At 52.3% G+C, this 25,746-nt stretch carries 23 protein-coding genes; 10 read left to right on the top strand and 13 right to left on the bottom strand.

Translation table 11 applies throughout. The features are described from left to right. Window positions 1–137: 137 nt before the first annotated feature. A complete protein-coding gene (gene nagZ / locus NH461_RS18205) occupies window positions 138–1,142 on the top strand; it encodes a beta-N-acetylhexosaminidase (protein ID WP_261604027.1) in 1,005 nt (334 codons plus the stop codon). A gap of 224 nt (window positions 1,143–1,366) precedes the next feature. On the opposite strand, the gene NH461_RS18200 is transcribed toward nagZ, so the two are convergent. The 4 genes from NH461_RS18200 to NH461_RS18185 all read right to left on the bottom strand — a co-directional run bounded on the left by NH461_RS18200 (window position 1,367) and on the right by NH461_RS18185 (window position 6,087). After that, window positions 1,367–2,968, bottom strand: a complete 1,602-nt coding sequence (locus NH461_RS18200) for an EAL domain-containing protein (protein WP_261604026.1) — start codon at window positions 2,966–2,968, stop codon at window positions 1,367–1,369. Window positions 2,969–3,915: 947 nt separating this feature from the next. Continuing rightward, on the bottom strand, window positions 3,916–4,830 hold the full coding sequence (locus NH461_RS18195; protein ID WP_261604025.1) for a cation diffusion facilitator family transporter: 915 nt from the start codon (window positions 4,828–4,830) through the stop codon (window positions 3,916–3,918). A gap of 225 nt (window positions 4,831–5,055) precedes the next feature. After that, complete coding sequence (gene trxC / locus NH461_RS18190) at window positions 5,056–5,490, bottom strand: thioredoxin TrxC (protein WP_261604024.1); 435 nt, start codon at window positions 5,488–5,490, stop codon at window positions 5,056–5,058. Window positions 5,491–5,628: 138 nt separating this feature from the next. Beyond that, window positions 5,629–6,087, bottom strand: coding sequence for a hypothetical protein (locus tag NH461_RS18185; RefSeq protein ID WP_261604023.1), 459 nt, complete (start codon window positions 6,085–6,087; stop codon window positions 5,629–5,631). A 421-nt stretch (window positions 6,088–6,508) separates the two neighbouring features. On the opposite strand from NH461_RS18185, the gene pdhA reads away from it, so the two are divergent. From pdhA to NH461_RS18170, 3 genes are read left to right on the top strand one after another with little or no spacing between them, the layout of a single operon-like run. Next, window positions 6,509–7,600 (top strand): pyruvate dehydrogenase (acetyl-transferring) E1 component subunit alpha, encoded by a 1,092-nt coding sequence (pdhA, locus tag NH461_RS18180; RefSeq protein WP_261604022.1) that lies wholly within the window; start codon window positions 6,509–6,511, stop codon window positions 7,598–7,600. Next, a complete protein-coding gene (locus tag NH461_RS18175) occupies window positions 7,593–8,576 on the top strand; it encodes an alpha-ketoacid dehydrogenase subunit beta (protein ID WP_261604021.1) in 984 nt (327 codons plus the stop codon). Before pdhA ends, NH461_RS18175 begins: the two co-directional genes overlap by 8 nt. Further along, window positions 8,573–9,721: a dihydrolipoamide acetyltransferase family protein gene (locus tag NH461_RS18170; RefSeq protein WP_261604020.1), complete on the top strand. Its 1,149-nt coding sequence runs from the start codon at window positions 8,573–8,575 to the stop codon at window positions 9,719–9,721. The genes NH461_RS18175 and NH461_RS18170 overlap by 4 nt, the downstream gene beginning before the upstream one ends. 107 nt (window positions 9,722–9,828) lie before the next feature. Here the strand turns inward: NH461_RS18170 and NH461_RS18165 are convergent, their stop codons facing one another. Continuing rightward, a complete protein-coding gene (locus NH461_RS18165; RefSeq protein WP_261604019.1) occupies window positions 9,829–11,169 on the bottom strand; it encodes a DEAD/DEAH box helicase in 1,341 nt (446 codons plus the stop codon). A 312-nt stretch (window positions 11,170–11,481) separates the two neighbouring features. Between NH461_RS18165 and NH461_RS18160 the strand changes: the two genes are divergently transcribed. Then, window positions 11,482–12,111 (top strand): DUF2238 domain-containing protein, encoded by a 630-nt coding sequence (locus tag NH461_RS18160; RefSeq protein WP_261604018.1) that lies wholly within the window; start codon window positions 11,482–11,484, stop codon window positions 12,109–12,111. An 80-nt stretch (window positions 12,112–12,191) separates the two neighbouring features. Here the strand turns inward: NH461_RS18160 and galE are convergent, their stop codons facing one another. Beyond that, window positions 12,192–13,208: a UDP-glucose 4-epimerase GalE gene (gene galE, locus NH461_RS18155; protein ID WP_261604017.1), complete on the bottom strand. Its 1,017-nt coding sequence runs from the start codon at window positions 13,206–13,208 to the stop codon at window positions 12,192–12,194. Between the two features lie 254 nt (window positions 13,209–13,462). Here galE and NH461_RS18150 point away from each other — a divergent pair, with 254 nt between their 5' ends. Together NH461_RS18150 and NH461_RS18145 are read left to right on the top strand one after the other, a co-directional pair. After that, a complete protein-coding gene (locus tag NH461_RS18150) occupies window positions 13,463–13,978 on the top strand; it encodes an NUDIX hydrolase (protein ID WP_261604016.1) in 516 nt (171 codons plus the stop codon). A gap of 20 nt (window positions 13,979–13,998) precedes the next feature. Then, window positions 13,999–14,106 carry a 3-ketoacyl-ACP reductase gene (locus tag NH461_RS18145; protein ID WP_261604015.1) on the top strand — a complete coding sequence of 36 codons (108 nt, stop codon included), beginning with the start codon at window positions 13,999–14,001 and terminating at the stop codon, window positions 14,104–14,106. 140 nt (window positions 14,107–14,246) lie between these two features. On the opposite strand, the gene NH461_RS18140 is transcribed toward NH461_RS18145, so the two are convergent. The 7 genes from NH461_RS18140 to NH461_RS18110 all read right to left on the bottom strand — a co-directional run bounded on the left by NH461_RS18140 (window position 14,247) and on the right by NH461_RS18110 (window position 22,212). Beyond that, complete coding sequence (locus NH461_RS18140; protein ID WP_261604014.1) at window positions 14,247–15,005, bottom strand: SDR family oxidoreductase; 759 nt, start codon at window positions 15,003–15,005, stop codon at window positions 14,247–14,249. Between the two features lie 23 nt (window positions 15,006–15,028). Next, window positions 15,029–15,937 carry a 3-hydroxyisobutyrate dehydrogenase gene (gene mmsB, locus NH461_RS18135; RefSeq protein ID WP_261604013.1) on the bottom strand — a complete coding sequence of 303 codons (909 nt, stop codon included), beginning with the start codon at window positions 15,935–15,937 and terminating at the stop codon, window positions 15,029–15,031. A 39-nt stretch (window positions 15,938–15,976) separates the two neighbouring features. Next, window positions 15,977–17,131 (bottom strand): enoyl-CoA hydratase/isomerase family protein, encoded by a 1,155-nt coding sequence (locus tag NH461_RS18130; protein ID WP_261604012.1) that lies wholly within the window; start codon window positions 17,129–17,131, stop codon window positions 15,977–15,979. A 184-nt stretch (window positions 17,132–17,315) separates the two neighbouring features. After that, the gene (locus NH461_RS18125) at window positions 17,316–18,113 is read right to left on the bottom strand and encodes an enoyl-CoA hydratase (protein ID WP_261604011.1); all 798 of its coding nucleotides are present in this window, start codon (window positions 18,111–18,113) and stop codon (window positions 17,316–17,318) included. A gap of 103 nt (window positions 18,114–18,216) precedes the next feature. After that, complete coding sequence (locus tag NH461_RS18120; protein WP_261604010.1) at window positions 18,217–19,374, bottom strand: acyl-CoA dehydrogenase family protein; 1,158 nt, start codon at window positions 19,372–19,374, stop codon at window positions 18,217–18,219. 22 nt (window positions 19,375–19,396) lie between these two features. Further along, window positions 19,397–20,890: a CoA-acylating methylmalonate-semialdehyde dehydrogenase gene (locus tag NH461_RS18115; protein WP_261604009.1), complete on the bottom strand. Its 1,494-nt coding sequence runs from the start codon at window positions 20,888–20,890 to the stop codon at window positions 19,397–19,399. A gap of 77 nt (window positions 20,891–20,967) precedes the next feature. Then, a complete protein-coding gene (locus NH461_RS18110; protein WP_261604008.1) occupies window positions 20,968–22,212 on the bottom strand; it encodes a thiolase family protein in 1,245 nt (414 codons plus the stop codon). A 275-nt stretch (window positions 22,213–22,487) separates the two neighbouring features. On the opposite strand from NH461_RS18110, the gene NH461_RS18105 reads away from it, so the two are divergent. Genes NH461_RS18105 through NH461_RS18095 form a run of 3 tightly spaced genes read left to right on the top strand, consistent with a single transcriptional unit; the run spans window position 22,488 to window position 25,731 of the window. After that, window positions 22,488–22,865, top strand: coding sequence for a MerR family transcriptional regulator (locus NH461_RS18105; protein WP_261604007.1), 378 nt, complete (start codon window positions 22,488–22,490; stop codon window positions 22,863–22,865). A gap of 56 nt (window positions 22,866–22,921) precedes the next feature. Further along, window positions 22,922–24,091, top strand: coding sequence for an isovaleryl-CoA dehydrogenase (locus NH461_RS18100; protein ID WP_261604006.1), 1,170 nt, complete (start codon window positions 22,922–22,924; stop codon window positions 24,089–24,091). A gap of 35 nt (window positions 24,092–24,126) precedes the next feature. Then, the gene (locus NH461_RS18095; protein ID WP_261604005.1) at window positions 24,127–25,731 is read left to right on the top strand and encodes a carboxyl transferase domain-containing protein; all 1,605 of its coding nucleotides are present in this window, start codon (window positions 24,127–24,129) and stop codon (window positions 25,729–25,731) included. The last annotated feature ends 15 nt before the right edge of the window (window positions 25,732–25,746 follow it).

Below are 25,746 nucleotides of genomic sequence, written 5' to 3'. Positions count from 1 at the left end.
ACTGACTTTGCGAGTGAATCGAAAAATATGTGAATCCAATAGGCTGGTGACAAGTCTCTATGGTAAGTTAGCCCGGTTTCTTCACAACTGAACAGCCAGAATAGATCGACTGTTCAACCAATTATCACGGAGCGTTCATGGGACCACTAATGCTTGATGTCGCCGGCTATGAGCTGGATGCCGAAGAGCGTGAGATTATCCAACATCCAACAGTTGGTGGCATTATCTTTTTTGCCCGGAATTACCACGATCGTCAGCAACTCAGAGCGTTGGTTCGGGAGATTCGCAATACCGCAAAACGCCCGCTCCTGATTGCAGTCGATCAGGAAGGAGGCCGAGTGCAACGCTTTCGCGACGGATTCACCCGCCTGCCACCAGCCAAAGCCTTTGCAGCACAACCCAACGGCGAAAACCTTGCGCATCTGGGCGGCTGGCTGATGGCAGCCGAGTTGTTGGCGATGGATATCGATCTGAGCCTGGCACCGGTGTTGGATTTAGGGTTTGACTGTAAAGCCATCGGGGATCGCGCGTTTTCTGATGATCCGCAACAAGTGATTCGGTTTGCCAGCCCGTTTATCCACGGAATGAAACAAGCCGGTATGGCGGCCACCGGGAAACACTTTCCCGGCCATGGCGGCGTGATTGCCGACTCGCATCTGGAAACACCGATCGATTCGCGCGATCACATCATGCAACATGACATGGTCGTTTTTCAGCAATTAATCCGGGATGGACTACTCGATGCCATGATGCCGGCGCATGTTGTATTTGACGCGTATGATGATCAGCCGGCCAGCGGCTCTCAGTTCTGGCTCAAACAGGTGCTGCGTCAAGACCTTAACTTCGGCGGGATCATTTTCTCCGATGACCTGAATATGAAAGGTGCCGATGTTCTGGGCAGTTACAGCGAACGGGCAATCGCCGCACAGGAAGCAGGGTGCGACATGGTGATGCTGTGTAACAATCGTGAAGGTGCCATCCAGGCACTAGACGGCCTGCCGCAGACGCAAGTGCCACAGCTCCAGACCCTGTGTAAACAGCCGACCGGAGAGTACTCAGATTTGATCAACACGCGAATGTGGCAAGAAACTCAGTCGCAAATTCAGCGACTGGCTACCGAATGGCAAGAACAAAACACCTGACGGTTATACAGATTCGCAGACCCCGTTGAGATGGTAATGCCATCTCTGCGGGGTCGCTCTTATCGATAAACTCGGTTGCTGTATCAGCGGCTATGCTGCTTAATTCCTTGAACGCTTAATTGCTTGAACACTTGAACGCTTGGTTTTCTGGCCGATGAAAGTTAACCCCCTTCCCTTATGGGTGCCAGGCCAATAAGCCAAGGCACAACAATACCGCCCCTCTGTTACGCCAGGCACGTTGCCAGTTTGTCTTCTCGGGGAGAGGAAGTAATACCTTTGCAGAAAAACGCAAAATCTTTAAAAGTCATGGGCTTACCAAAGTAATATCCCTGCTGCAAATAAACACCCTGAGCAGCCAGGTAGCGGGATTGCTCTTCAGTTTCAACGCCCTCGGCGATCATCTCCATCCCCGCTTCCCGACCAAAGGCAATAATCGAGTCCAACAGTGAGAGTTTGAGATCTTTGGTGCCGATATTATCGACAAACATCTTATCAATTTTCAGGCTTCGAATATTCAGCTGTTGGATATAGCTGAAGCCACCGTAACCGGTCCCGGCATCATCAAGTTTGACATCAATGCCACGGCTTCGGAGTTGCTCAATGACATCGGACGCCATGGTGAGATTGGTAAATTGCTTACGCTCGGTCACTTCGAAGGCAATTTGTTCCGGCATAATCTCGGAATGCGCCAGCAGCGCCAGCGACTTTTCCATGATCTCCAGGCTTTCCAACTGATCCGGCACCACATTAATACTGATCACCTGTTTGGTCATCTGCCAGTTCAGCTTGCTCATCTCCCCAACGGCTTTCTCAATCAACTGCTCGGTAATCGGCAGGATCTGACCACTCTTTTCAACATAAGGGATAAACTCCATGGGGGGGACGACGCCCTGCCCGGGACGCATCCATCGCGCCAGCATCTCACAGCCATATAAAGAGTTGGTTGAGACATCAACGATCGGCTGGTAATACGGTATGAACTCCTGCCGGGCTAATCCCCGTTCTACCAGAGCATGCAGAGAGATACTGCGTCGTTTGTATACCCGATAAAGTGAGAGCGAGAGTGCGGCCATAATCGCCCCCAGTATGAACAACGGTAACCACAAATCGGCTTGATAAGCAGCGAGCAATTGTGGCCGAATAAAGGCATTCACCTGTAACCCATCCAGAATTGTCGTGCGAAACAGCGGCTCTTCGCCCAATAGCCCGATATCGCCGCGCCAGTAAGCAACCGTAGGATTATTCACGGAAGTCAAAACACTCAGTACGCAATCCTGACAATACTTATTCTTTAACGACTCCGAGACCAGTGGCTCAAGATGAACGGTCAACTGCCCTTGCGCCCCCTGCCATTTCGCGGCCAATAAGGTTCCCTGCTCTGCATCATTGGCCACCCACAAAGAGACATCCGGAGAAAGCTGATTCAGGAGCGGCATCAACTGCGAGTCCACCTGGGCGCTTTGATAGCTACTGCACTCCCCGCCATGGTTGGGCCTGAGTGACATCCGCTTAATCACAAAATTACGATAAACAATGGTATCGAGTTGTGCCTGATCAGCCGGGCTGCAATCAAATTCGAACTCTTGCGATAACGTGGTCAGTAGGCCTGGCAATTGTTCAAGCCGCATGGCATACGTCCCGAGCAGTTCATTCGAGTCCGCGTTGATCCGATAAGAGAGATAATATTGAGCAGTGGGATTACTGAGCTGTGAGAACAGGACTGCCATCCCGAGAATAAAGCCGAAAGATAAAGCCGTCTGCCGAACAGACATGTTTCGATTCGACGTTTTCTCACCTAAGGCATTGTTGCGTTTACCAAATACCATTCTTAAATCATACCTTTTTACCATAGCCCGAAGCCGGTGCAGAACCAGCCTTAAACCAGGGTATGTCGTCCGTGATGATATACAACCATATTCATTAACAAGGAAGTTAACAAGCAGCTGGCGGCAGATCACTTACGAGTCAGATCACGACTTAGTAAAATTAATAATAATGTAAGGAAGTTCAGGCGAGTTTGGAGCGGACGTGATTCAAGGTAAAGCCAGACGATGTAATGCAGGTGATTAAACCTGATGACAAAAAACAGCTGAATAGTGAAAGCGATAGGTTTGGTTAAAGAAATAACTCACCGTGGCGCAAAGCCTCGCCCGTTTACCGCTCACAAAACAAAGGCGCCTGTTCGGCGCCTGTGTTGTTAAAGAGAGTCTCGGGAATAGTCGATGCCTTTGGTGCATTTCTTCTCTTTGACGATAATAAAAGCTGCACCAAAAATGAAGGCAATGACTAACAGAGTTTCCATAACGAACCTTAACCATCTAAAACTGGGTGAACCAACACCACCATCGCTGCCAAGTGATGTTGCCGAAAAAGGGTGAATCAGCCTAAAGATTGTTTCTGAACAAAAGTAATTTTCAGACTGTCGGTAAGATACCCTACCTGAGCACTTTATGCACGAATTGGTTACCTGAATGTGATTAAAAAGGCTTTATCCGAGACGCACCGCTTACATTTGCTGTTACAAGCCATGAAACAAGTTAAATTCAGCTAAATTTCAGTTACATGAAATCCTAAATGAACCTTAATTGTACCGGATTGACATGACGACTAGCACGCATATTTTGTGCAAATAACCATCAGATGACCAGTAAAAGTTGAATGATATTTCTTTGTTTGCTTTATTAGAAAATCTTATGAGCGCGGATTGGTTATTGATGCACTTAATGCGGGGAACAGAACAAGCCGACTTCTGGCGAAGTCGGCTTTCAGGGTATTACAACCAGCGTTCCTGGCCGGTGAAGGTAACGGATAGCCAGGTGTCCCCCAGATCGTCCGAAAGCTCTTCCCAGAGAAGCTGACGAATCAAGTCCTGGCGTTTCGTGGTCCAGTAAGCATCATTCTTGACCAGGATATTAACTTCCAGATCATACTGGCGACCCGACTTGGCAAAATGGTGCGTATAACCATCAAAATGATATTGGCGTGATAATCGCTGAATGACCCGATCGACACGCTGTTGCGCTGTATCTTGTGGGGCTAGCAGGAGTACTTCCCTGAGATTACGCTTGAGTACTTTCACCGGCAGGACAGAAGCTGCAATCGCCAGCGTCGACACCAGAATCGGATCGACATACGCATTCCAGCGAGAATAGCCGAAAGAATCAAACAGCATCACCAACAAGAAACCGACCAGAATCGCCGCACTGAGAATGCCGTCAACCAGCCACTCCTGCGAGTCCACCCGGACCAACTCTGAGGCTTCTTTGTTCGCAATACGTGTTTCCACAGCATAAATGGAAAAACAACAGACCGTCGACAACACAGCGTAGACAAGGGCATGCTCTAAAACAATGTCATGGCCTCCGTTGACAATGGTTTGCACACCACTGATCAATGCAAAGATGCAAGTCACCAGGATAAGCAAGCCATTGACGACATTGATCAGCGGTTCAATGTGCGCATAGCCAAACTGGAATTGTCGGTCGTCTGGTCTTGAGACCAGATAGGCGGTATACAGGCTTAAACCTGTCATCCCCATACTCAGAAGTGAAAACATGCCGTCGAGTAGAATGGCGCTGGATCCGACATATAACCCATAGCCAATCCCCAAGCTGGCAAGCAGTACGGTACCGGCCAGGGACATTTTCAGCGCTAAACGCTCCTTACTAATTTTACGGCTGATAGCCATAAATTCCTCCTTATCATTAACAAATTAAGCAAAACCGTGATCAACACCATATCATGATTGACAGCCTATTGAATATCGACAATTTTGGACTGGCGCCATTTCCCGTTGGTTTCCCATAAAGATAGCACCAGAATATGGAAAAATTGTTAAACCCTTGAAAATAGGATCAATAGCATCCTTCTCTGCCAAGCACCGCCTGGTGCCTTCAAGAAGTGACGCGCAACCCTATCGGTCAAAGACCTCGTTCAGCCATTGCCCGAATTCTTTCTTTTTGAGGGCCATCGGTAATGTCGCCTGCACCTTGCCTTTTTTAAACACCATCACCGTCGGCACACCACGCACTTTATAACGGGACGCCAGCGATTGATTTTGCTGAACATTCAGTCGGATGAAGCGAAGTGACTTCTGTCGCTCAGCTGCCACTTGCTCGACAATCGGTTTAAAAGTCCGACACGGTGCGCAATTTTGGCCCCAAAAAGTCACCACAACAGGTTTCGGGCTTTGAATGAGTGACTCAAAGTTCTTGCTGTCTGCTTCGACTGGCTGACCATCCAACACCGTGCGATGGCAGTGATCACACTTTATGGTGTTAGACAAAGCCTGAACAGAAAATGTTGCACCCTGTTGGCAGTGCGGGCAAGAGACAGAAAAGATTTTCATGAGGGATCCGTTAAATACAAAAAAGGACCCGGTAAGCATACCAAGTATCCTGCATCGTATCACTCAGAATCGGTGACATCGGCTCTTCCGCACCAGATGAGTCATGATGTCCGGCACCAATGGCGTTTTCGGTACAGCCTACTGCGCTTCACGTTGAAGCTGCAAACGCTCGATGTCACTGAAAAAGTTGATCATCTTCGCCCGACTGACACTGTATTCAAACCCGGTCCCGGCACAATAATCCTGGTCGAACTGTTTCATTTCTTTGTTTTTCAACCAAATATACTCACATTGTGCATGCAGTTCACAAGCGTGATTGCGCTCGCTTCTGAGCTGGGACCAATAGGTCGAAAAATGCTCCAAGGCAAAATTCAACTGCTCATAGTTATCTGCTGTCAGCTCTGGTCGCAAGGTTTTCAATTCTTGCTGTCGCTCACTCATAAAGGTTTGAAACGTGCTGGACAAGTTGTCAACGGAGGCAGCATAACACTGCTTCTCAATAAAGCTTCTCTTCTGCCCGGCTACATCAGTTACGGCCTCCTGCGAAGTGCAAGCCGCAACAAAAAACATCAACAATAAACTACTTAATAATTTCATCGCGCACCACAAAAGCGTCTGAATCCCGAAATGCCTTCTAAGTATGAGCGACCCGATCGATTTGAACCGTCGAATTGCTCTGTCGTCTTAACAATAAGACACCACCCAAACAGCACTTTTTTGCTTATGGCAATGTGAAATGCCACCAGCGCGAGTTCTGCCACAACAACACCCGGATAAAAAACAGAATAAAACCGAATTTCCAGTGTTTTTCGCTGTAATGATTGCTTTACTGCTTTATTGTTGACTGCCACAAGCAGAAATTTAACATCTTGATTACAATTATTATTACTTGGTTATACCAAGACTTATGTGGACCAAACTTGATTGAGCTTCGATATCGGGCTCTGTGTGACAGGTATAGCCAATTCTATTGATTTGCTGTCCGCCTCTTCCGAGGCAGCAACAGAAGGAGCTTGGGATGAATGTTCAGGCCTTACCGATGCAACGCTACATTGATCATCAGGGTTGTCTTGTCGATCAACTGCCTGCATGGGCTGATCAGTCAACATTAACAGGGTTTTACCGGGATATGGTGATGACCCGCATCTATGATAACAAAGCAATTGCGCTACAACGGACCGGAAAACTGGGGACCTACCCGTCTCACCTGGGTGCAGAGGCCGTCGGCATCGCCGTCGGGCGAGCCCTCAAGCCTGAGGATGTGTTTATCCCCTACTACCGGGATATGCCTTCCATGTGGGTCCGTGGGATCGGCATGGAAAAAAATCTGCAATATTGGGGCGGTGACGAGCGCGGTAGTGATTTCCTGACCGCTGACGGCCAGCCAAGCCGGGATCTCCCGTTTTGTGTGCCGATAGCCACCCAATGTACCCATGCTGTTGGGGTTGCCGCAGCCCTGAAAATCCAGGGGAAACATCAGGCCGCACTGGTCACTTGCGGTGACGGTGCGACATCAAAAGGTGATTTTCTCGAATCTATCAACTGTGCCGGCGCCTGGAATATCCCGCTGGTCTTTGTCATCAACAACAACCAATGGGCGATTTCTGTTCCGCGGGCCATTCAGTGCGGCGCTGAGTTTTTATCGGATAAGGCTCAGGGCGCGGGCATTCAGGGACTCACCGTTGACGGAAATGATGTCGTCGCCATGTATGATGCTGTTCTCAAGAGCCTGGATAAAGCCCGAAAAGGCAAAGGCGCAACATTAATCGAGGCCGTTAGTTACCGGCTCAGCGATCACACCACGGCCGATGATGCCAGTCGGTACCGTAGCGAAGATGAATTGCAACAGGCCTGGGCTTATGAGCCCATTTCTCGACTGAAAAAGTACTTGGTCAGCCAGGGTTGGTGGTCAGAAACCGATGAGGAAAGCTGGACGGCACACTGCCGTGAGGTGGTCGAACAAGCCGTCAAAAACTATGAATCCTTGCCGCCTCAGGCGCCGGAATCAGCGTTTGATTATCTGTATGAGTCTTTGGATAGCGATCTCCATCACCAACGGGATCTTCTGATCAATAAAGCAATGCGAATGCATGGAGGTCGCCATGGCTGAATTGACCCTGTTAGAATCAGTAAACCTGGCTCTTCACTATGAAATGACGCACAACCCGAATGTTGTCGTCCTGGGTGAAGATGTAGGTGACAACGGCGGCGTCTTCCGGGCGACCGTCGGGCTCAAAGAAAAATTCGGCTGCAAACGGGTGATCGACTCCCCGCTCGCAGAGGCGCTTATCGGTGGCGTCGCTGTCGGGATGGCGACCCAGGGGCTACGGCCGGTCGCTGAATTTCAATTCCAGGGCTTTGTCTTCCCGGCGATGGAGCACCTGATGTGCCACGCTGCGCGGATGAGAAACCGGACTCGCGGCCGCCTAACCTGCCCGGCCGTTTTCCGGGCGCCATTCGGGGGCGGGATCCATGCACCCGAACATCACTCAGAAAGTATTGAAGCGCTGTTTGCTCACATACCCGGATTGCGCATTGTCATTCCTTCATCCCCGCAGCGGGCATACGGCTTATTGCTGGGCGCGATCCGCAGCAACGATCCCATCATGTTCTTTGAGCCCAAGCGCATCTACCGCACCGTCAAATCCAATGTGGAAGATGACGGGGCCGCCCTGCCGCTCGATACCTGTTTCACCTTGCGCAAGGGACGGGATTTGACGCTGGTCACCTGGGGTGCTTGTGTCGTTGAATCGCTCCAGGCTGCAGCGAGCCTGTCTCGCCGGGGGATTGAAGCGGAAGTCATTGACGTTGCCAGTATTAAACCACTGGATATGGCGACCATTTACAAATCGCTTGAACGCACCGGCCGACTGCTGGTGGTCCATGAAGCTTGCCAGAGCAATGGGGTCGGTGCGGAAATTCTGGCCCGGGCAGCCGAGCATGCCATGTGTTTACTCAAAGCGCCGCCGAAGCGGGTCACCGGGATGGATACCGTCATGCCGTATTACCGGAACGAAGACTATTTTATGATCCAGGAAGAAGACATCATTGAGGCAGCAACTGCGCTTGTGGAGGGATGGAAATGAAGTCATTTACTTTGCCTGATCTCGGAGAAGGCCTTGCAGAATCAGAAATCATTGCGTGGCATGTTGAAGTGGGCGACACCGTCAAAGTTGACCAGGTGATGCTGACCGTTGAAACCGCCAAGGCCACTGTAGACGTCCCTGCCCCTTACAGCGGCACAATTGTCAGCCGTTACGGCAATGAAGGGGATGTGATCAGCATTGGCAGCCTGTTGCTGGAAATCGAAGATCAGGAATCAGCATCGCAAAGCCAGAAAAGCGCCGTGAAATCGGATGCCGCAACGGTTGTCGGCAGCGTGTCGCACCAAAACCATAACGTCAACGTGGATGAGTATTGGGTGGGCAGCGCCTCCCAATACACCATCGCTCAATCCGAGACTCTGACCGCCATGCCTTCGGCGCGTTTACTGGCGCAAAAACTCGGGGTTGATTTACACAAGTTAAAAGGCAGCGGACCATCCGGCGTGATTCTGGATGCCGATGTGTATAACGCATGTGATCAACAACTCCCGGGAACCGAGGTCCTCAAAGGTGCGCGCCGAACCATGGTCAGCACCATGACCGAGTCCCACCAGCAGGTGGCAGCTGTAACCATTACGGAAGAAGCAAATCTGGAACACTGGGGGGAAGGTGAAGATATCACCAGCCGTCTGGTGATGGCGATTGTCCATGCTTGCCAGCAAGAGCCGGCCCTCAATGCCTGGTTTGATGCCGAAACCATGACTCGTTGCGTCCACAACACCGTAAATCTCGGCCTGGCCGTCGACAGCGCGCACGGCCTGTATGTTCCGGTCCTGCGCCAAGCTGATGAGTATCGCGCTGCCGGAATTCGCAAATGGGTCAATGAGACCGTGGCAGGGATCCGGGAGCGAAAAATCGGCCGTGAGCAATTGCAACATGCCACCATCACCCTCACCAACTTCGGTGCAATCGCAGGCATCTTTGCCACACCGGTGGTCACGCCACCGCAGGTGGCCATTGTCGGTGCCGGTCGGATTGTGGAAAAACTGGTGCTGCGCAACAATCAACCAGTTTCCGTGAAAACCATGCCTTTGTGTATGACCTTTGACCATCGTGCTTGTACCGGCGGAGAAGCTGCCCGGTTTATGAAGGTGCTGGTCAAAGCTCTGGAATCGAGCCACGCTTAAGTGCCAATCATGGGCTGCACTCAGCAATAACAAAAATGCCAGTCAACAGACTGGCATTTTCATGTTCAACTCCGAATGTCGGAATCATTCCAACGGGATCGATACAGTTAGTCTTCTGCAGACGGCTCCACCGGTTTTTTCTTCTTCGGCACGAACACATTCTCACCAACAGCGACATTGTTGTAGAAACGTTTGTCACGTGGCTTCACTGCTTTCGAGTCGGTTTGCTTTTTCGCTGCTGGTTTTGCCGCCGATTTCTTCTGCTGTGGCTTTTTCTTGTGTTTCGGCGCAGGCTTCAAGCCTTTGAACTTGCCTTCCAACCCTTCGATCGCGCTGAAAGTAATCGACTGTTGCAAGAAAGCCTCAACATTCTTAAAGCTCTTCCAGTCTTTCGGCCCGACCAGGGAAATCGCATCCCCTTTGTTCCCTGCGCGTCCGGTACGACCGATACGGTGCACATACTCTTCAGCATGTTTCGGCATATCGAAGTTAATTACGTGAGAGACACGATCAATATCCAGCCCCCGTGAAGCAACATCCGTCGTCACCAGAATTTTGTGACAATCTCGCTCGAACTGGCTCATGATGCTGTTTCGCTGGGTTTGGGTCATATTGCCACTCAGGGCTACGGCCTTCAGCTTTCGCTCATTGAGCATGGTCGTCAAACGATCGGTATCTTCGCGGGTTGCGGTAAAGATAATTACCTGATTGTAGTCTTCGATTTCCAGCAGCTTATCAAGCAACGCCTGTTTGTGATCTAAATGATCACACAGCAGAAAACGCTGCGTAATATCCGTATGCTCTTCTGCCCCGTGACCGATGGAGATACGCTTTGGTGCATTCAGCATATCAGCCGCAATATCCTGCACGTCCGCATGATCCAGCGTGGCGGAGAACATCATGGTTTGGCGACGACGATGGCTAGCCGCTTCATGAATTCGACGCAACTGTGCTTCGAAGCCCAGGTCCAGCATGCGATCCGCTTCATCCAGGATCAGCATTTCAAGGCCATCCAGGTAAGTACTCCGGTGCTCTAAGTGGTCCGCTAACCGGCCCGGTGTTGCAATCACAAACATCGGGTCTTTACGCAACTCTTTCACCTGATCGTTGAAGTTTTCCCCGCCAACAATCAGCGCGCCGTCATACGGCGTTCCCGCATTCAGCGTCCGCAGTTGAGCAAACACTTGCTTGGCCAGCTCACGGGTCGGTGTCAGCACGACGACTCGTGGGTCGCGTTTGGAAAACGGCTTACTGCGGTACATGCGCTGCATAGCCGGAAGCAGGAATGCCAGGGTCTTACCGGAGCCCGTTTTCGACGAGGCTAAGACATCTTTGCCAAGAATTGCTACAGGGATAGCAGTTCGTTGAATTTCAGTTGGTTTATCGAACGCCAGATGATGTAACTTCTTCAGCAGGCGCTGGTCTAATCCAAGATCTTTAAAATGCAAAATGGTGCTCCGGTCAAAATGTTCTTCGGTGAACAAGGATAATACAGTTCTTCAAGATGTGATAACCATCACACCAAGTTAAATTTTCTAAGCGGTGGATTATACCATAATTCTGATACGAGACACGTAAAACGTCCGTATCTGATGGGATTTCATGAAGATAACATCGCTTGGCCTAGCTAGTTTTCCAACAATCTTCAAGCCATGCCCCCTCAAACACTGGCGCCAGTCCTCATCACTCTCCCTGGGCATTGGCATACAAAATAAAACACCGTATTATTATTTCCAAGAATCCGAAACAGGACATTACTGATGACAACAAAAACCATTTCATCACGGAGAGTCAGCTTCCCACAACTGTTGGCCCTGCTCGTGACCGCCGTGATTGTCTGGTCAGGTATCAACCCAGCCTTTCCTCAGGTTTGGCTGGCAGAAATCATCCCAGTATTGCTGCTCTTTATACCCTTGCTGGTTACTTATCGTCGTTTTCCGTTTTCTCATGTGGCGTACAGCTTCATGGCCGTCTGGATGATCCTGCATACCATTGGGGCCCACTATACCTTCGCCAATGTACCGTTTGACTGGTTTAACAATTTGATTGGATCGGAACGAAACCACTTCGATCGATTCGCTCATTTTGCAATTGGCTTCTATGCATATCCAATCGCGGAATTTCTCAGCCGAAAAGAACACTGCAAACCCTGGTTGGCAGCATTGTTTAGCCTAACGGCAATTATGGCGGTGGCCGCAGGATATGAAATCATTGAATGGTGGTATGCCGTTCTGGCCGGCGGTGATGCAGGGATTGAGTTTCTGGGGAGCCAGGGCGATATCTGGGATGCGCAAAAAGATATGCTGGCCGATACGCTCGGTGCTCTCACCAGCCTGGCCGCTTTCGCTGTCCTCAAACCTTACCGAAATCCAACCCCAATCAAACGTTAACGACTGAAACTCAGAAAAACATCATAAACAGAAAGCCCGTGTATGACACCACGGGCTTTTTGATGTTTGTTCGTCGCAAATTACAGGTCAGGATAACCATTCGGGTTTTGGAACTGCCAACGCCAGGTATCCGCCGTCATCTCTTCAACGGTACGCGTCGCTTCCCAATGCAGTTCCGCTTTGGCTTTGCTCGGGTCCGCCCAACACTCGGCAATATCTCCCGGGCGACGTGGTGCAATTTGATACGCCACTTCTACCCCTGCTGCTTTAGAGAACGCCTCTACCATCTGCAGCACGCTATAGCCATTTCCGGTCCCCAGGTTATAGATATGTAAACCGGCCTCATGGCCTTTATGTTTCAATGCCGCCAGATGGCCGTCCGCCAAATCAAGAACATGAATGTAATCACGGACGCCAGTGCCGTCAATGGTCGGATAATCATCGCCAAACACGGAGAGATACTCACGACGACCCACAGCAACCTGAGCAATAAACGGCATCAGGTTATTCGGGATCCCTTGCGGATCTTCTCCCATCTCGCCCGACTGATGTGAGCCAACCGGATTGAAATAGCGCAACAGCGTGATACTCATTTCAGGGTGTGCCTTCTGAATATCGGCCAGGCATTCTTCAACCATCAGCTTGCTGCGCCCGTACGGGTTCGTCGCACTGGTCGGAAACGTCTCCAGAATTGGCACGATTGCCGGATCGCCGTATACCGTGGCCGAGGAGCTGAAAATCAGGCTATTCACACCAGTAGCTCGCATGGCTTCTACCAACGCCAAAGTGCCATGGACATTGTTATCATAGTAAGCCAGTGGCTTCTCAACCGACTCCCCGACCGCTTTCAGGCCAGCAAAGTGAATCACCGACTCGACGTCAGCCTTAGCCAGTACGTCCGTGATAAATTCATGGTTACAAATATCCCCTTCATAGAACTCCGGTTGGATACCCGTAAGTTTCTCTATGCGGGAAAGAACAGTCTTTTTACTATTTGATAAATTATCAACAATTATCGGTGTATAACCAGCTTCGATCAACTGTACACAGGTATGACTACCAATGTATCCCATTCCCCCAGTTACTAATACACGCATATATTTCTCCCTGTTAATACAAAGGTAAAGCGCTCATAGTCAATCCATTGAATAAATTATAGTAAATGGGTTAAGTGTTGATGTCTTAACTAAGAATATTTTAAGAAGACTAATTTTTATATTTCTATTAGAAGCTTACGAAAAAATAATTCATTTTTAATCAAATCTAATTCAGTAAATACAATTAAAATATGACATGGTAATGCAAGTCTATCGTGTTAAAATCGTGTCACAGCTGAATAACAATAACCCGCATGAAAACAGACATCCTTTGCCAATGGAAATGCTTCTCTGTCAAGCAAACCACGCAAACCCTTCCCGATGGCCGGGAAGTCGAATTCACCACCGTCAAACACCCGGGTGCCGTGGTGATTTTACCCCTCACAGAAAACGACGAGCTGGTAATGGTCCACCAATATCGTCCGGCGATCGGTCGCTGGATCCTGGAATTTCCGGCCGGAACACTCGAACCGGATGAAGATCTGCACGCTTGTGCAAAGCGTGAATTGGCAGAAGAAGTACAGCTCGAGGCTGAGCAGTGGCACGATATGGGAGAGCTCCTGCCGGTGCCGGGATTTTGCGATGAAGTGCAGCACCTCTATCTGGCCAAAACGCTGACGTCTTGTCCTGGTGACCCTGATGAAGACGAAGTCATAGAAGTGGTGAGGTTGTCACGCACGGAATTCGAGCAAAAAGTTGCCAACAATACCATCCAGGATGCCAAAACACTGGCAGCCTATTTCAAAGCACGTATGATGAACCTCATCTAGAAGCAGAACTCTCACACCGTATGGACAATCTATTCAATTTCTTGAACAAACTGGTCGCTTATCTGGCGATGCTGATGTTTGTGATTGGCGGCGGCCTGGTACTGTACGCGATGGTCTACGGCAACTAAACCAAAGCCAACTAAAGCACAGGCAACTAAACCAAAACCAACTGAACCCAATCTAATCACATGCCCGATGTTTATCGGGCATGTGATTGATGATACACGCCCAAGCACTCGGCACCATCACCGCTCCGCCAGAGCATCTGTTACATTCTGATACCGCCGTCCACTTCTATCACCCGACCGTTGATATAATCATTTTCAAAAATGAATTTGACCGCATGAGCGATCTCGGAAGCTTCTGCCATCCGCCCCACCGGAACCATCTGTTTCAGACGTTCAATCGCTTCAGGTTTGAGTTGATCGGCCATCGCAGTTTGAACAATCCCCGGTGCAACCGCTGCTGCCCGAATCCCGAATCGTCCAAGCTCTTTTGCCCAGCACACCGCCATGGTGGCCACTGCTGCTTTTGAAGCGGCATAGTTCGTTTGCCCCATATTACCGGCCCGGGCAACACTGGAAATATTGACAATCACGCCTGGCTGACCCGCCACGATCATCTGCTGTGCAGCCTCCCGGCCACATAAAAACGTGCCCGTCACATTGACATCCATCACGCTGGTAAACTGCTCCAGCGACATCTTACTCAGCTCGCCGTTTTTATATTTCACCAACAGGCCATCACGCAGCACCCCGGCATTATTGACCAAACCGTTCAGTTGGCCGAAATCTTCCATCACGCAGCTAAACACCTGCTCGACATCGGTTTCACAAGTCACATCCACCGGATAAATCATGGCTTTGGCACTCAGCATCTGGCACTGCGCCTGCGTTTGTCTCAACCCGGCTTCATTGAGATCGAGCAGGGCCAGATCTGCGCCGGCCTGAGCCAGAGTCACCGCAATCATCTGGCCAATGCCTTGCCCAGCACCGGTTATCGCGATCACAGATTGATTTAAGTTCATCGTTTATTCCTCATGTCCATTAATTACGATTGGTGCTTATCACGGTAGAACTCAAACATGCTGGAAAAGTCCAGCTCAGCGTTACCTTTGGCGTTGTGAAAGGCATAAAGATTTCGCGCCAGGGTGCCGAGCGGGATCGCCGACTGACTCTGCTGCGCCGCCTCAAGGCCGAGTCCCAAATCTTTCAACATCAGCTTGGTCATAAAACCGGGTTTATAGCTGTTACTGGCCGGAGCCTGCGCCATCACACCCGGGCACGGGTTGTACAGCTCCAGCGCCCAGTTTCGCCCGGAGCTTTGCAGCATGATTTCTGACAACACCTGCGGATCTAAACCATTATCGATCCCCAGACTCAGCGCTTCGCAAGTGCCCGACATCAGAATGCCCAGCATCAGGTTGTTACAGATTTTTGCCATCTGACCATCACCGGCCTGTCCAGCATGGAAGATATTTTTCCCGACATGCTGCAGAACCTGCTTCGCGTACTCAAATCCCTGATCGGTCCCGCCAACGATAAAGGTTAGTGTCCCGGCGATCGCTCCGGCGACCCCACCAGAAACCGGAGCATCCACAAACTCCAGGCCTTTTTTCGCCGCTTCCCCTGCCACCAGCCGTGCCGATGCCGGGTCGATGGTCGATGAATCAATCAGGAAAGTCCCCTTGGCGACAAGATTCAGTAACCCAACACCGCCCTGGTGATCCCCCAGGTAAACCGCGCGGACATGCTCTCCGGCAGGCAGCATGGTGATCACCGTATCCACCCCTTCAACAGCCTGTTCAAGCGAAGCAGCCACGACGGCACCGGCTTCTCCAAGTGCTTTGGCAGCCTCAATGTTCAGATCGTAAACCCGGACGTGACAACCGGCTTTCAATAAGTTTTCAGCCATCGGGCTACCCATGTTGCCCAACCCGATAAACGCAATGGTATTCATGAAAAATCTCCTGTGATGGCAAACTCAGATGATTTCGACTTAACCACGAGGCTCACGGCCTAACAAAGCCAAAGGGTGATCCTGCTCGGACCATAAGGATGTAAACAATGTATCAATCACCGACGGTTCTACGGCGTCGATACTGGCATAGCGCCAGTTCGGCTGACCGGTTTTATCAATCAACCGGGCCCGTACACCTTCCTGAAACTCACCCAGCATGCCGCATCGTACTGAGAGCGACAGTTCCAGCCGAAAACACTCTGCCAGGGAGAGTTGCTTGTATTCAGTGCTCTGTCGAAAACAGAGATGTGCCGTGATCGGACTGCCTTCTTGCAGCGTTTTTTTCGCCTGCTCAATCCAGCGTCCTAAACCATCAATCGCAAGTATTTGCTGACAGACAACCGACAAATCCATATTCAAGCAGGCCGCCTGGATTTGCGCGAAATACGGGATCAACTGGCTGGCCGGATGCTCAGCATCAGCTCGCGCACTCAATTCAGCCAGGAGTATACTGACCTGCTCATCATGCTGCGTGGCACCTTGCCAGGAGATACCCTGTAACTTCTCCAGCAAAAGCGCTTTGTCTTCAGACAGCAACACGTGCTCTGTGAGTGCCAGATCCAATGCATCGCTTGCATTGAGTGGTGCTCCCGTCAGCCCGAGAAACAGACCGATGCCGGATGGCAGACGGTTGAGGAACCAGGTTCCCCCGACATCCGGATATAAACCAATACTGATTTCCGGCATCGCAAGCCGCGTTCTTGGCGTCGTGACCCGGTGGCTGGCCCCGATGTATAAACCAATCCCGCCCCCCATCACAATGCCTTCACCCCAGACGATGATCGGCTTGCGATAACGATGGATCAGATAATCGCAACTGTACTCCACCGCAAAATATTCCGTCAGAAACTGCTGCGCGGAATCATCAGATTTTCCGGCGTCTGACCACGATTTCATGCAGTGATACATGGTTCGGACATCACCACCGGCACAGAACGCTTTTTCACCTGCACCATGCAGAAAGACGCAGGTAATGTTCTCATCCTGCTCCCAGACCTCCAGCTGGCTTTTAAGTTGCTTTAACATCTCCAGCGTCAGGGCATTCAGCGAGCCCGGATTATCCAGCTCTGCGACGCCGATCTTGTGCCCGCCACTGTGACACGCCAGTTCCTGAAAATTCACTTTGCCTGCCATAGGCTCCCCTATCTTTTTCCTAGTCCGCGTTTTTACCTAACCCGCGTTTTTTACCTAATCCGCATCTTTTGCCAAATCCGCGGACATCGGGGGATGCATCTTGCTCCTTCGCCAAGCACTTTACCTTGCACCGGGCAAGGCATCCCCGCGTCGTCTTCTCGGTTCAACCAGTCACAACGCCGCGTTACTGGTTTTTCCACTGCGGCGGACGTTTGTCGAGAAACGCCCGAACACCCTCGGCCTGATCGTCGGTATCAAAGAGCTGCACAAACAATTCACGCTCTTTCATCAACCCGTGCTGATGCGTCGCAACACGGCAGTTTTGGATCAGCTGCTTACAAGCCGTAATGGACGATGGGGATTGATTGGCAACCGAAGCCGCCATTGCCATCGCGGCTTCCAGACTTTGCCCCGCCGGAACGACCTGCTCAACCAGCCCGATCTCTAATCCTTGCTGTGCGCCCACGCGCTCACCACACAGGATCATTCGTTTCGCCCAACCTTCACCCACCAGCCAGGTGAGATTCTGGGTGCCGCCGGCGCAAGGCAATAAACCGACTTTCGCCTCCGGCAGTGCAAGCTCCGCCTGCGTTTCGGCAATGCGAATATCACACGCCAAGGCGACTTCCAGTCCACCGCCCATCGCATACCCATTGATCGCGGCAATCGAGACGCCCCGAAACGCTGACAGCGCTTCAAAGGCTTCACCAAACCGGTGGGCCATGTCGACCGCGACAGCTTTATCGCCGCTGGCAAACAGATTCAGATCGGCCCCGGCAGAGAAAAACTTCTCACCTTGCCCGGTAAGCACCAGTGCGTACACCGCTTTGTTGTCATTCAGGCGTTCAACCGTGTGTTTCAACACTTCAAGGCTCTGCGCCGTCCAGGTATTTGCCGGCGGATTGTTCATTGTCAGTACAGCGGTATGTTCATGGATCTCGACCGACAGTAAATCCTGCGAGGCCTGCTCTTGGTGACTCATATCAGCTCCTGTTTCTTGCTCATCCATGGAGATTCTGTTGACTGAAGCGATTGGTGTTCCCAAGCTCGAATGATCACGCGCTCAGGATTCCTTCAGCGACGGATTACAACAACGCGGCTTCGTTCTGGATCAGGCGCCGTGCGATAATCAACCGCATGATCTCATTGGTGCCTTCCAGAATTTGATGAACCCGCACATCGCGGAAATGCCGCTCCACCGGATACTCCTTGATATACCCGTAACCACCGAACAGCTGCAGCGCCTGATCACAGATCCGGAACCCGATATCAGTGGCAAAGCGTTTCGCCATGGCACAGTACGCGGTGGCATCCGGATCCTGACGATCCAGCTTACTGGCCGCATAACGAACCAACTGCCTTGCCGCGACCAGCTCAGTCGCCATATCCGCCAGCTTGAACTGGACCGATTGGAACTTCGCCAGCGACTGACCAAACTGCTGGCGCTCAGCGATGTATTGCCGGGCTTCCTGCAGCGCTTGCTCGGCTGTACCTACCGAGCAGGTCGCAATATTAATCCGACCGCCATCCAAGCCTTTCATGGCAAATTTGAAGCCTTCGCCTTCTGCACCCAAGCGATGGGAGACCGGCACTTCAACATTGTCGAACGTCACAGCCCGGGTCGGCTGGCTGTTCCAGCCCATCTTCGGCTCTTTACGCCCGTAACTGATCCCTTCAGCATTCGCCGGGACAATAAAGGCAGAAATTCCGCGCGCGCCGGGTTCGTCACTGGTCCGGGCCATCACCACCAGCACATCGGTATCCCCCGCGCCGGAAATAAAGGCCTTGGCACCGCTGATCTGATAATGATCCCGGTGCAAAACCGCACGGGTCGACAAAGACGCCGCATCCGAACCGGCATTCGCTTCCGTCAGGCAGTAGGAACCCAGCCATTCCCCGGTCAACAGCTTCGGACAGTACATCGCTTTGGCTTCATCAGTGGCAAAGCTGGCAATCATCCAGCTCACCATGTTGTGAATGGTCATGTACGCCGTGGTTGACGTACAGCCCATCGCCAGTTGCTCAAAGATGATCGACGCGTCCAACCGGCTCAATCCGAGCCCGCCTTCCTGTTCCGGTACATACAGGCTCAGAAAACCCAGCTCCCCAGCCTGACGCAGCACGTCTTTGGGGAAAAACTGCTGCTCATCCCATTCAGCGGCCATGGGGGCCAACTGTTCTGCGGCAAACTGACCGGCGGTTTCAGCAAAGGCCCGTTGTTCTTCGTTTAACTCAAAATCCATCAGCTTCTCCTTCAGCCTTGTCTCAACGCAAGTGAATCGTCAGGTTCGGGCCGGTCGGAATATCATCGTCGAACCAGCGCGCGGTCACGGTTTTGGTTTCGGTATAGAAGCGGATCGCCTGCTTGCCATACGCATGCAGATCGCCGTAGAAGCTGCCCCTCCAACCAGTAAATGAGAAGAACGGCAGCGGTACCGGGATGGGGACATTGATCCCGACTTGCCCCACCTGGATTTCATGCTGATATTTCCGGGCCGCAGCGCCACAGGCGGTAAAGATTGATGTGCCGTTACCGTAAGGATTGTTGTTCACCAGTTCGATCGCTTCTTCCAGCGAGTCCACTTCCACGCAGATCAGCACCGGACCGAAGATCTCTTCCTGGTAGATCGACATCTCAGGATTCACGCCGCTAAACAGCGTCGGCCCAACCCAGTTGCCGTCCGGATATCCCGTGACCTCGCAATGGCTGCCATCGAGCTCGCACACCGCCCCCTGAGCTTTCCCTTGCTCGATCAAGCTCAGTACCCGGTTCTTGGCCTGCGGGCTGATCAGTGGTCCATAACCCGCTTCTGTATCATCCCAGGCCCCCGGATGCACTTTCGCCAGCGCTTCTTTCAAGTCGGGGATCCATTCTTTAGCGCCATCGACCAGCACGGCAACCGAGATCGCCATGCAGCGCTGACCGGCGGCCCCCACAGATGATCCCACCAGGTTATTAATCACCTGCGCTTTATTGGCATCCGGCATCACCACCATATGGTTTTTGGCTCCGGCAAAGGCCTGCACCCGTTTCAGATGATGGGTCCCGGTTTGGTAGATATGACGGGCAACCGGGACGGAGCCGACAAACGACACGGTGCGAATTGTCGGGTGCTTCAGCAGGTAATCGACCTGATCTTTCTGACCGTGGACAATTTGCAGCACATCTTTCGGCGCACCGGCTTCGAGAAACAATTCTGCCAGACGCATGGCCGTCAACGGCACTTGGTCTGACGGTTTGAGGATGAAGGTATTGCCCGCAGCAATCGCCATTGGGAACATCCACAGCGGGATCATGGCCGGAAAGTTAAACGGTGTGATCCCGGAGCAAACCCCGAGCGGCTGGATCATCGAGTAAGTGTCGATATTGGTGGCAACGTTCTCGACCGTCTCACCCATCATTAAGCTGGAAATATTGGCGGCTTGTTCAACCACTTCGATCCCGCGCCAGACATCACCTTTGGCATCAGCGAAGATTTTCCCGGTTTCGCTGGACAGCAGTTCGGCTAACTCATCATGGTGTGTTTTCAGCAAATGCTGATAACTGAGCATCAGCCTCGCCCGCTCTGGTACCGGCACTTCTTTCCAGGTTTGGAAAGCGGCTGCCGCGCTTTCGATCGCTTCTTCGATTTCATCTTCCGTCGCACAAGGCAACTTGGCGATCACGTTGTTGTCTGCCGGATTCGTGACATCAATCCATTGAAGAGACTGCGATTGACGAAACTCACCGTCAATCAGGAGTGGTACATGTTGGATCATGGTAGCTCCTTCGGGTGCGAACACCCCTTGATTTGTCTTTCACCATTTCGGACAGTACGGCAAATTGCCCGGACGAGTTAAAGCGGTACTTCGACCGCGATTGCCGTTGCTTCACCACCACCAATACATAAGGCGGCCACACCTTTGAGCGAACGGACTTCTGTTGACGCATGAGAGGACATTGACGCACCAGATGACATTGATTGCCCTTGCCGGGCCTGCTGTTTGAGCGCATGGATCAGCGTTACCAGAATTCGGGCACCACTGGCACCGATGGGGTGCCCCAATGCGCAGGCGCCACCGTGGATATTAACCTTGTCGGCTTCCAGCCCCAGTTCGCGAACCGCAATTTGCGTCACCACAGCAAAGGCTTCGTTAATTTCCCACAAATCGACGTCATCGACAGACCACGACAGATTCGTCAGGAGCTGGCGGATCGCGTCAACCGGGGCGACGGTGAACTCTGCCGGTTTACGGGCATGGGTTGCATGACCACGAATGATCGCCAGCGGAGTGAATCCATAATGACGCGCGGCCTCTTCGCTCATCACCAGCAAGGCCGCCGCACCATCAGAAATGGCACTGGAGCTGGCAGCAGTGACCGAGCCATCTTCGGCAAACACTGGTTTCAGGGTGCTGATTTTGTTGAGGTCGATCTCACCCGGATGTTCGTCATGATCGTACACGGCAACGCCGCGGCGATTTTCGACCCGAACCGGCATGATTTCTTCCGCGAACGCCTGCTGCTGTTGCGCCGCCAGTGCCCGCTGAACCGACATCTTGGCCCAATCGTCCATCTGCTCGCGGCTGAAATCACACTGATCCGCGATCTGTTGAGCATAAACGCCCATCAGGTGACCTTCATAAGCGTCCTGCAGTCCATCCAGAAACATGTGATCGTGCAAGGTGGTATGACCCAAGCGCGCGCCACGCCGGGCATCTTTTTGCAAGTAAGGTGCGTTGGTCATGCTTTCCATGCCACCGGCAACGACAGCCCGAGCACTCCCGGCACGGATTAAATCATGCGCCAGCATGACGGACTTCATTCCGGATCCACACACTTTGTTGATCGTGGTACAACCCACCGAGTCCGGGATCCCGGCGGCCAGTGCCGCCTGCCGCGCAGGTGCTTGGCCGCATCCGGCCGGCAGCACACATCCCATCAACACTTCATCCACCTGAGACGGCTCCAGCCCGGATTTTTCCAACACTCCCTGAATGGCAAACCGCCCCAGTTCAGTGGATGACAACGAGGAAAATTGGCCCTGAAAGCTCCCCAGCGGGGTACGGCGAGCCGCAACAATCCACACATTTTTCTCCATAACTTCACCCTTTGTGAAAGCCACATTGATTGACAGCAACTGAGCAACCACAAATGCCGATGATTGCCATCTCATTTCCTTGACGTTTTCGTAAGCATAGCACTAACATTTACGTAAACGTTAAGAAACAAATAAATCACAACTGTAATTTTTCATGGCACTGATACGTAAAGTATTCTTGCCGAGCGTCATAACAGGCAATGGATAAAGTGACAGGAAATTTCTGTGTTCCCGCTTGTTGTTCGTCCAGCCCCGAGCCTGAAGGAGACATCAAGGTGGAGACTTTCAAGATCAGCGAACTTGCCAGGGAATTTGATATCACGACCCGCAGCATCCGGTTTTACGAAGATGTCGGTCTATTGCACCCTGACAGAAACGGTAACACCCGAATCTATAAGCGACGGGACAAGATCAGGCTCAAACTGATCCTGAGAGGCAAACGGCTGGGCTTTTCCTTGGCTGAAATTCGAGAACTGTTCGAGCTGTATGACACCAAACAAAGCCATGCTCAGCTGCATGAAATGCTCCGTATCATTGACGATAAGCAAGCCGTGCTCCAGCGCCAGATCCGTGATATCGATGCGGTCATGCAAGAGCTGGAACTGGCCAAAGCACGCTGTGAGCAGGCCCTGAACAACACGGAAACACAATAGCGACGCCGGACAGGCGTCACAGAAATTCATCGCAACTTGGTTAACCCGGAGATGTTATGAAAGATCTGTTTACCCCACTCAACTTTGGCCTTGGCGAAACCCTGGATATGCTTCGCGAGCAGGTCAATCACTTTGCAGCAGAAACCATTGCCCCCCTGGCGGGGAAAATCGACCAGGACAACCAATTTCCCAACCAGCTGTGGCCTGTCCTCGGCGACATGGGCTTACTCGGTGTCACCGTTGACGAAGCATACGGTGGTGCCGGTATGGGTTATCTTGCTCATGTCATTGCCATGGAAGAAATCAGCCGCGCTTCTGCTTCAGTTGGTCTCAGCTACGGCGCTCATTCCAACCTCTGCGTGAACCAGATTTTCCGCAACGGGAATCCGGCGCAACGGGCCAAATACCTGCCGGGACTCATTGCCGGGACCCACATCGGGGCGCTGGCCATGAGCGAACCTAATGCCGGTTCCGACGTAGTCAGCATGCAACTCAAAGCCGAGCGTCAGGGCGATCACTTTATCCTCAACGGCAACAAGATGTGGATCACTAACGGTCCGGATGCGCATGTGTTCGTGGTGTATGCCAAAACCGAACCCAAAGGGGGCTCGCGCGGGATCTCAGCCTTCATTATTGAGCGAGACTTCCCGGGCTTCAGCCATGCGCAGAAGCTCGACAAGCTGGGAATGCGCGGTTCCAACACTTGTGAACTGGTGTTTGAGAACTGCCGGGTTCCAGCAGAAAATCTGCTCGGTGAACTCAACCGTGGCGTGGAAGTGCTGATGAGCGGACTGGATTACGAACGTGTGGTCCTGGCTGCGGGACCGCTTGGGATCATGCGCGCCTGTCTGGATCTCGTGCTGCCCTACATTCATGACCGCAAACAATTTGGCCAGTCGATTGGGGAGTTTCAGCTAGTTCAGGCGAAAGTTGCCGACATGTATACCCGCACCAATGCCGCGCGGGCGTATGTCTATGCCGTCGCTGCGGCCTGTGACCGAGGCGAAACCACCCGCAAAGATGCCGCCGGGGTGATTCTCTACAGCGCCGAGCTGGCGACGCAGCTTGCCCTCGACACCATTCAGCTCCTCGGCGGTAACGGCTATATCAACGAGTTCCCGGCGGGTCGCCTGTTACGGGATGCCAAGCTCTATGAAATTGGCGCCGGGACTTCGGAAATCCGCCGGATGCTGATCGGCCGTGAACTCTTCCAGGAATCCTGCTAGCAGCAGCTGTTCAACCACGAATGAAGGAAACAAGGATGGCAATACTACAAAGCCGGGTTCATCCCAATGAATCCCAATTTCTTGAAAACCAACAAAGCATGGCTGCACTGGTCGATGAGCTGCACACGCGGGTTCATCAGGTGGTTCAGGGCGGTGGCGAGAAAGCTCAGGCGCACCAGCGGGCTAAGGGAAAATTGCCGGTCAGGGAGCGGATTGATGCCGTTCTGGACAGCAACAGCGCTTTTCTGGAAATCGGACAGTTTGCGGCCTGGGAAGTCTATGACGACACGATCCCCTGCGCCGGAGTCGTGGCCGGGATCGGGACGGTCGAAGGTATCGAGTGCATGATCATCGCCAACGATCCATCCGTGAAAGGCGGCACCTATTATCCGCTGACGGTGAAAAAACACCTGCGTGCCCAGGAGATCGCCGAGCGCTGTCACCTGCCCTGCCTGTACCTGGTCGACTCCGGCGGTGCCAACCTACCGCATCAAGCGGAAGTATTTCCGGATAAGGATCACTTCGGCCGTATTTTCTTCAACCAGGCCCGAATGTCGGCCAAGGGGATCCCACAGATTGCCGTAGTCCTCGGTCTGTGTACTGCCGGGGGCGCATATGTCCCGGCGATGGCCGATGTGTCAATTATCGTCAAACAACAAGGTACGATTTTTCTTGCCGGGCCGCCGCTGGTTAAAGCCGCCACCGGTGAGGAAGTCACGGCGGAAGAACTCGGCGGCGCAGAAGTGCATTGTAAAACGTCCGGGGTTGCCGACTATTTTGCCCAGGACGAACACCATGCCCTGCAGTTGGCGCGTCAGGCCGTCGCCAGCAGCCATTTAGCGCCGCAGCCCACACCGGCAGAACCCATCCGCCCGCCACGCTATCCACAGGAAGAGCTCTATGGGATCACCGGCACCGATTTACGCAAACCGATCGAGATTAAAGAGATCATTGCCCGACTGGTCGATGATTCAGATTTTGATGAGTTCAAGGCGCTGTATGGCGAAACCCTGGTGTGCGGCTTTGCCAAGCTGCATGGCCACCCCATTGGGATTGTGGCCAATAACGGCATTCTGTTTTCGGAATCGGCGCAAAAAGGCGCGCATTTCATCGAGCTCTGTGCCAAACGCAACATCCCCCTGCTGTTTTTGCAAAATATCACCGGCTTTATGGTCGGGAAAAAATATGAATCCGAAGGGATTGCCAAGCACGGCGCCAAAATGGTGATGGCCGTTGCCTGCGCCGACGTGCCGAAATTTACCGTGATTGTCGGTGGCTCATACGGTGCCGGGAACTACGGCATGTGCGGACGGGCCTATGATCCGACCATGATCTGGATGTGGCCCAATGCCCGGATTTCCGTGATGGGCGGTGAGCAAGCCGCTGGAGTCATGGCTCAGGTCACCCGGGATATCAAAGCCCGCAAAGGGGAAGTTTGGTCTGACGCAGAAGAAGCCCAGTTCAAACAGCCAATCCGGGAGTTATATGAAGTACAGGGCTCACCCTATTACGCCAGTGCCCGGCTCTGGGATGACGGCATCATCGACCCTTACCAGACCCGCGAGGTGGTTGGCCTCGCCCTGACCGCAGCCTCGCGTGCACCAGTAACCGAGAGCCAGTTCGGCATCTTCCGGATGTAGCCGTCAGGCACAACT

The sequence above is a fragment of the Photobacterium sp. TY1-4 genome, from assembly GCF_025398175.1.
Taxonomy (GTDB): Bacteria; Pseudomonadota; Gammaproteobacteria; order Enterobacterales; family Vibrionaceae; genus Photobacterium.
This window is presented reverse-complemented; position numbering and strand designations above follow the sequence as displayed.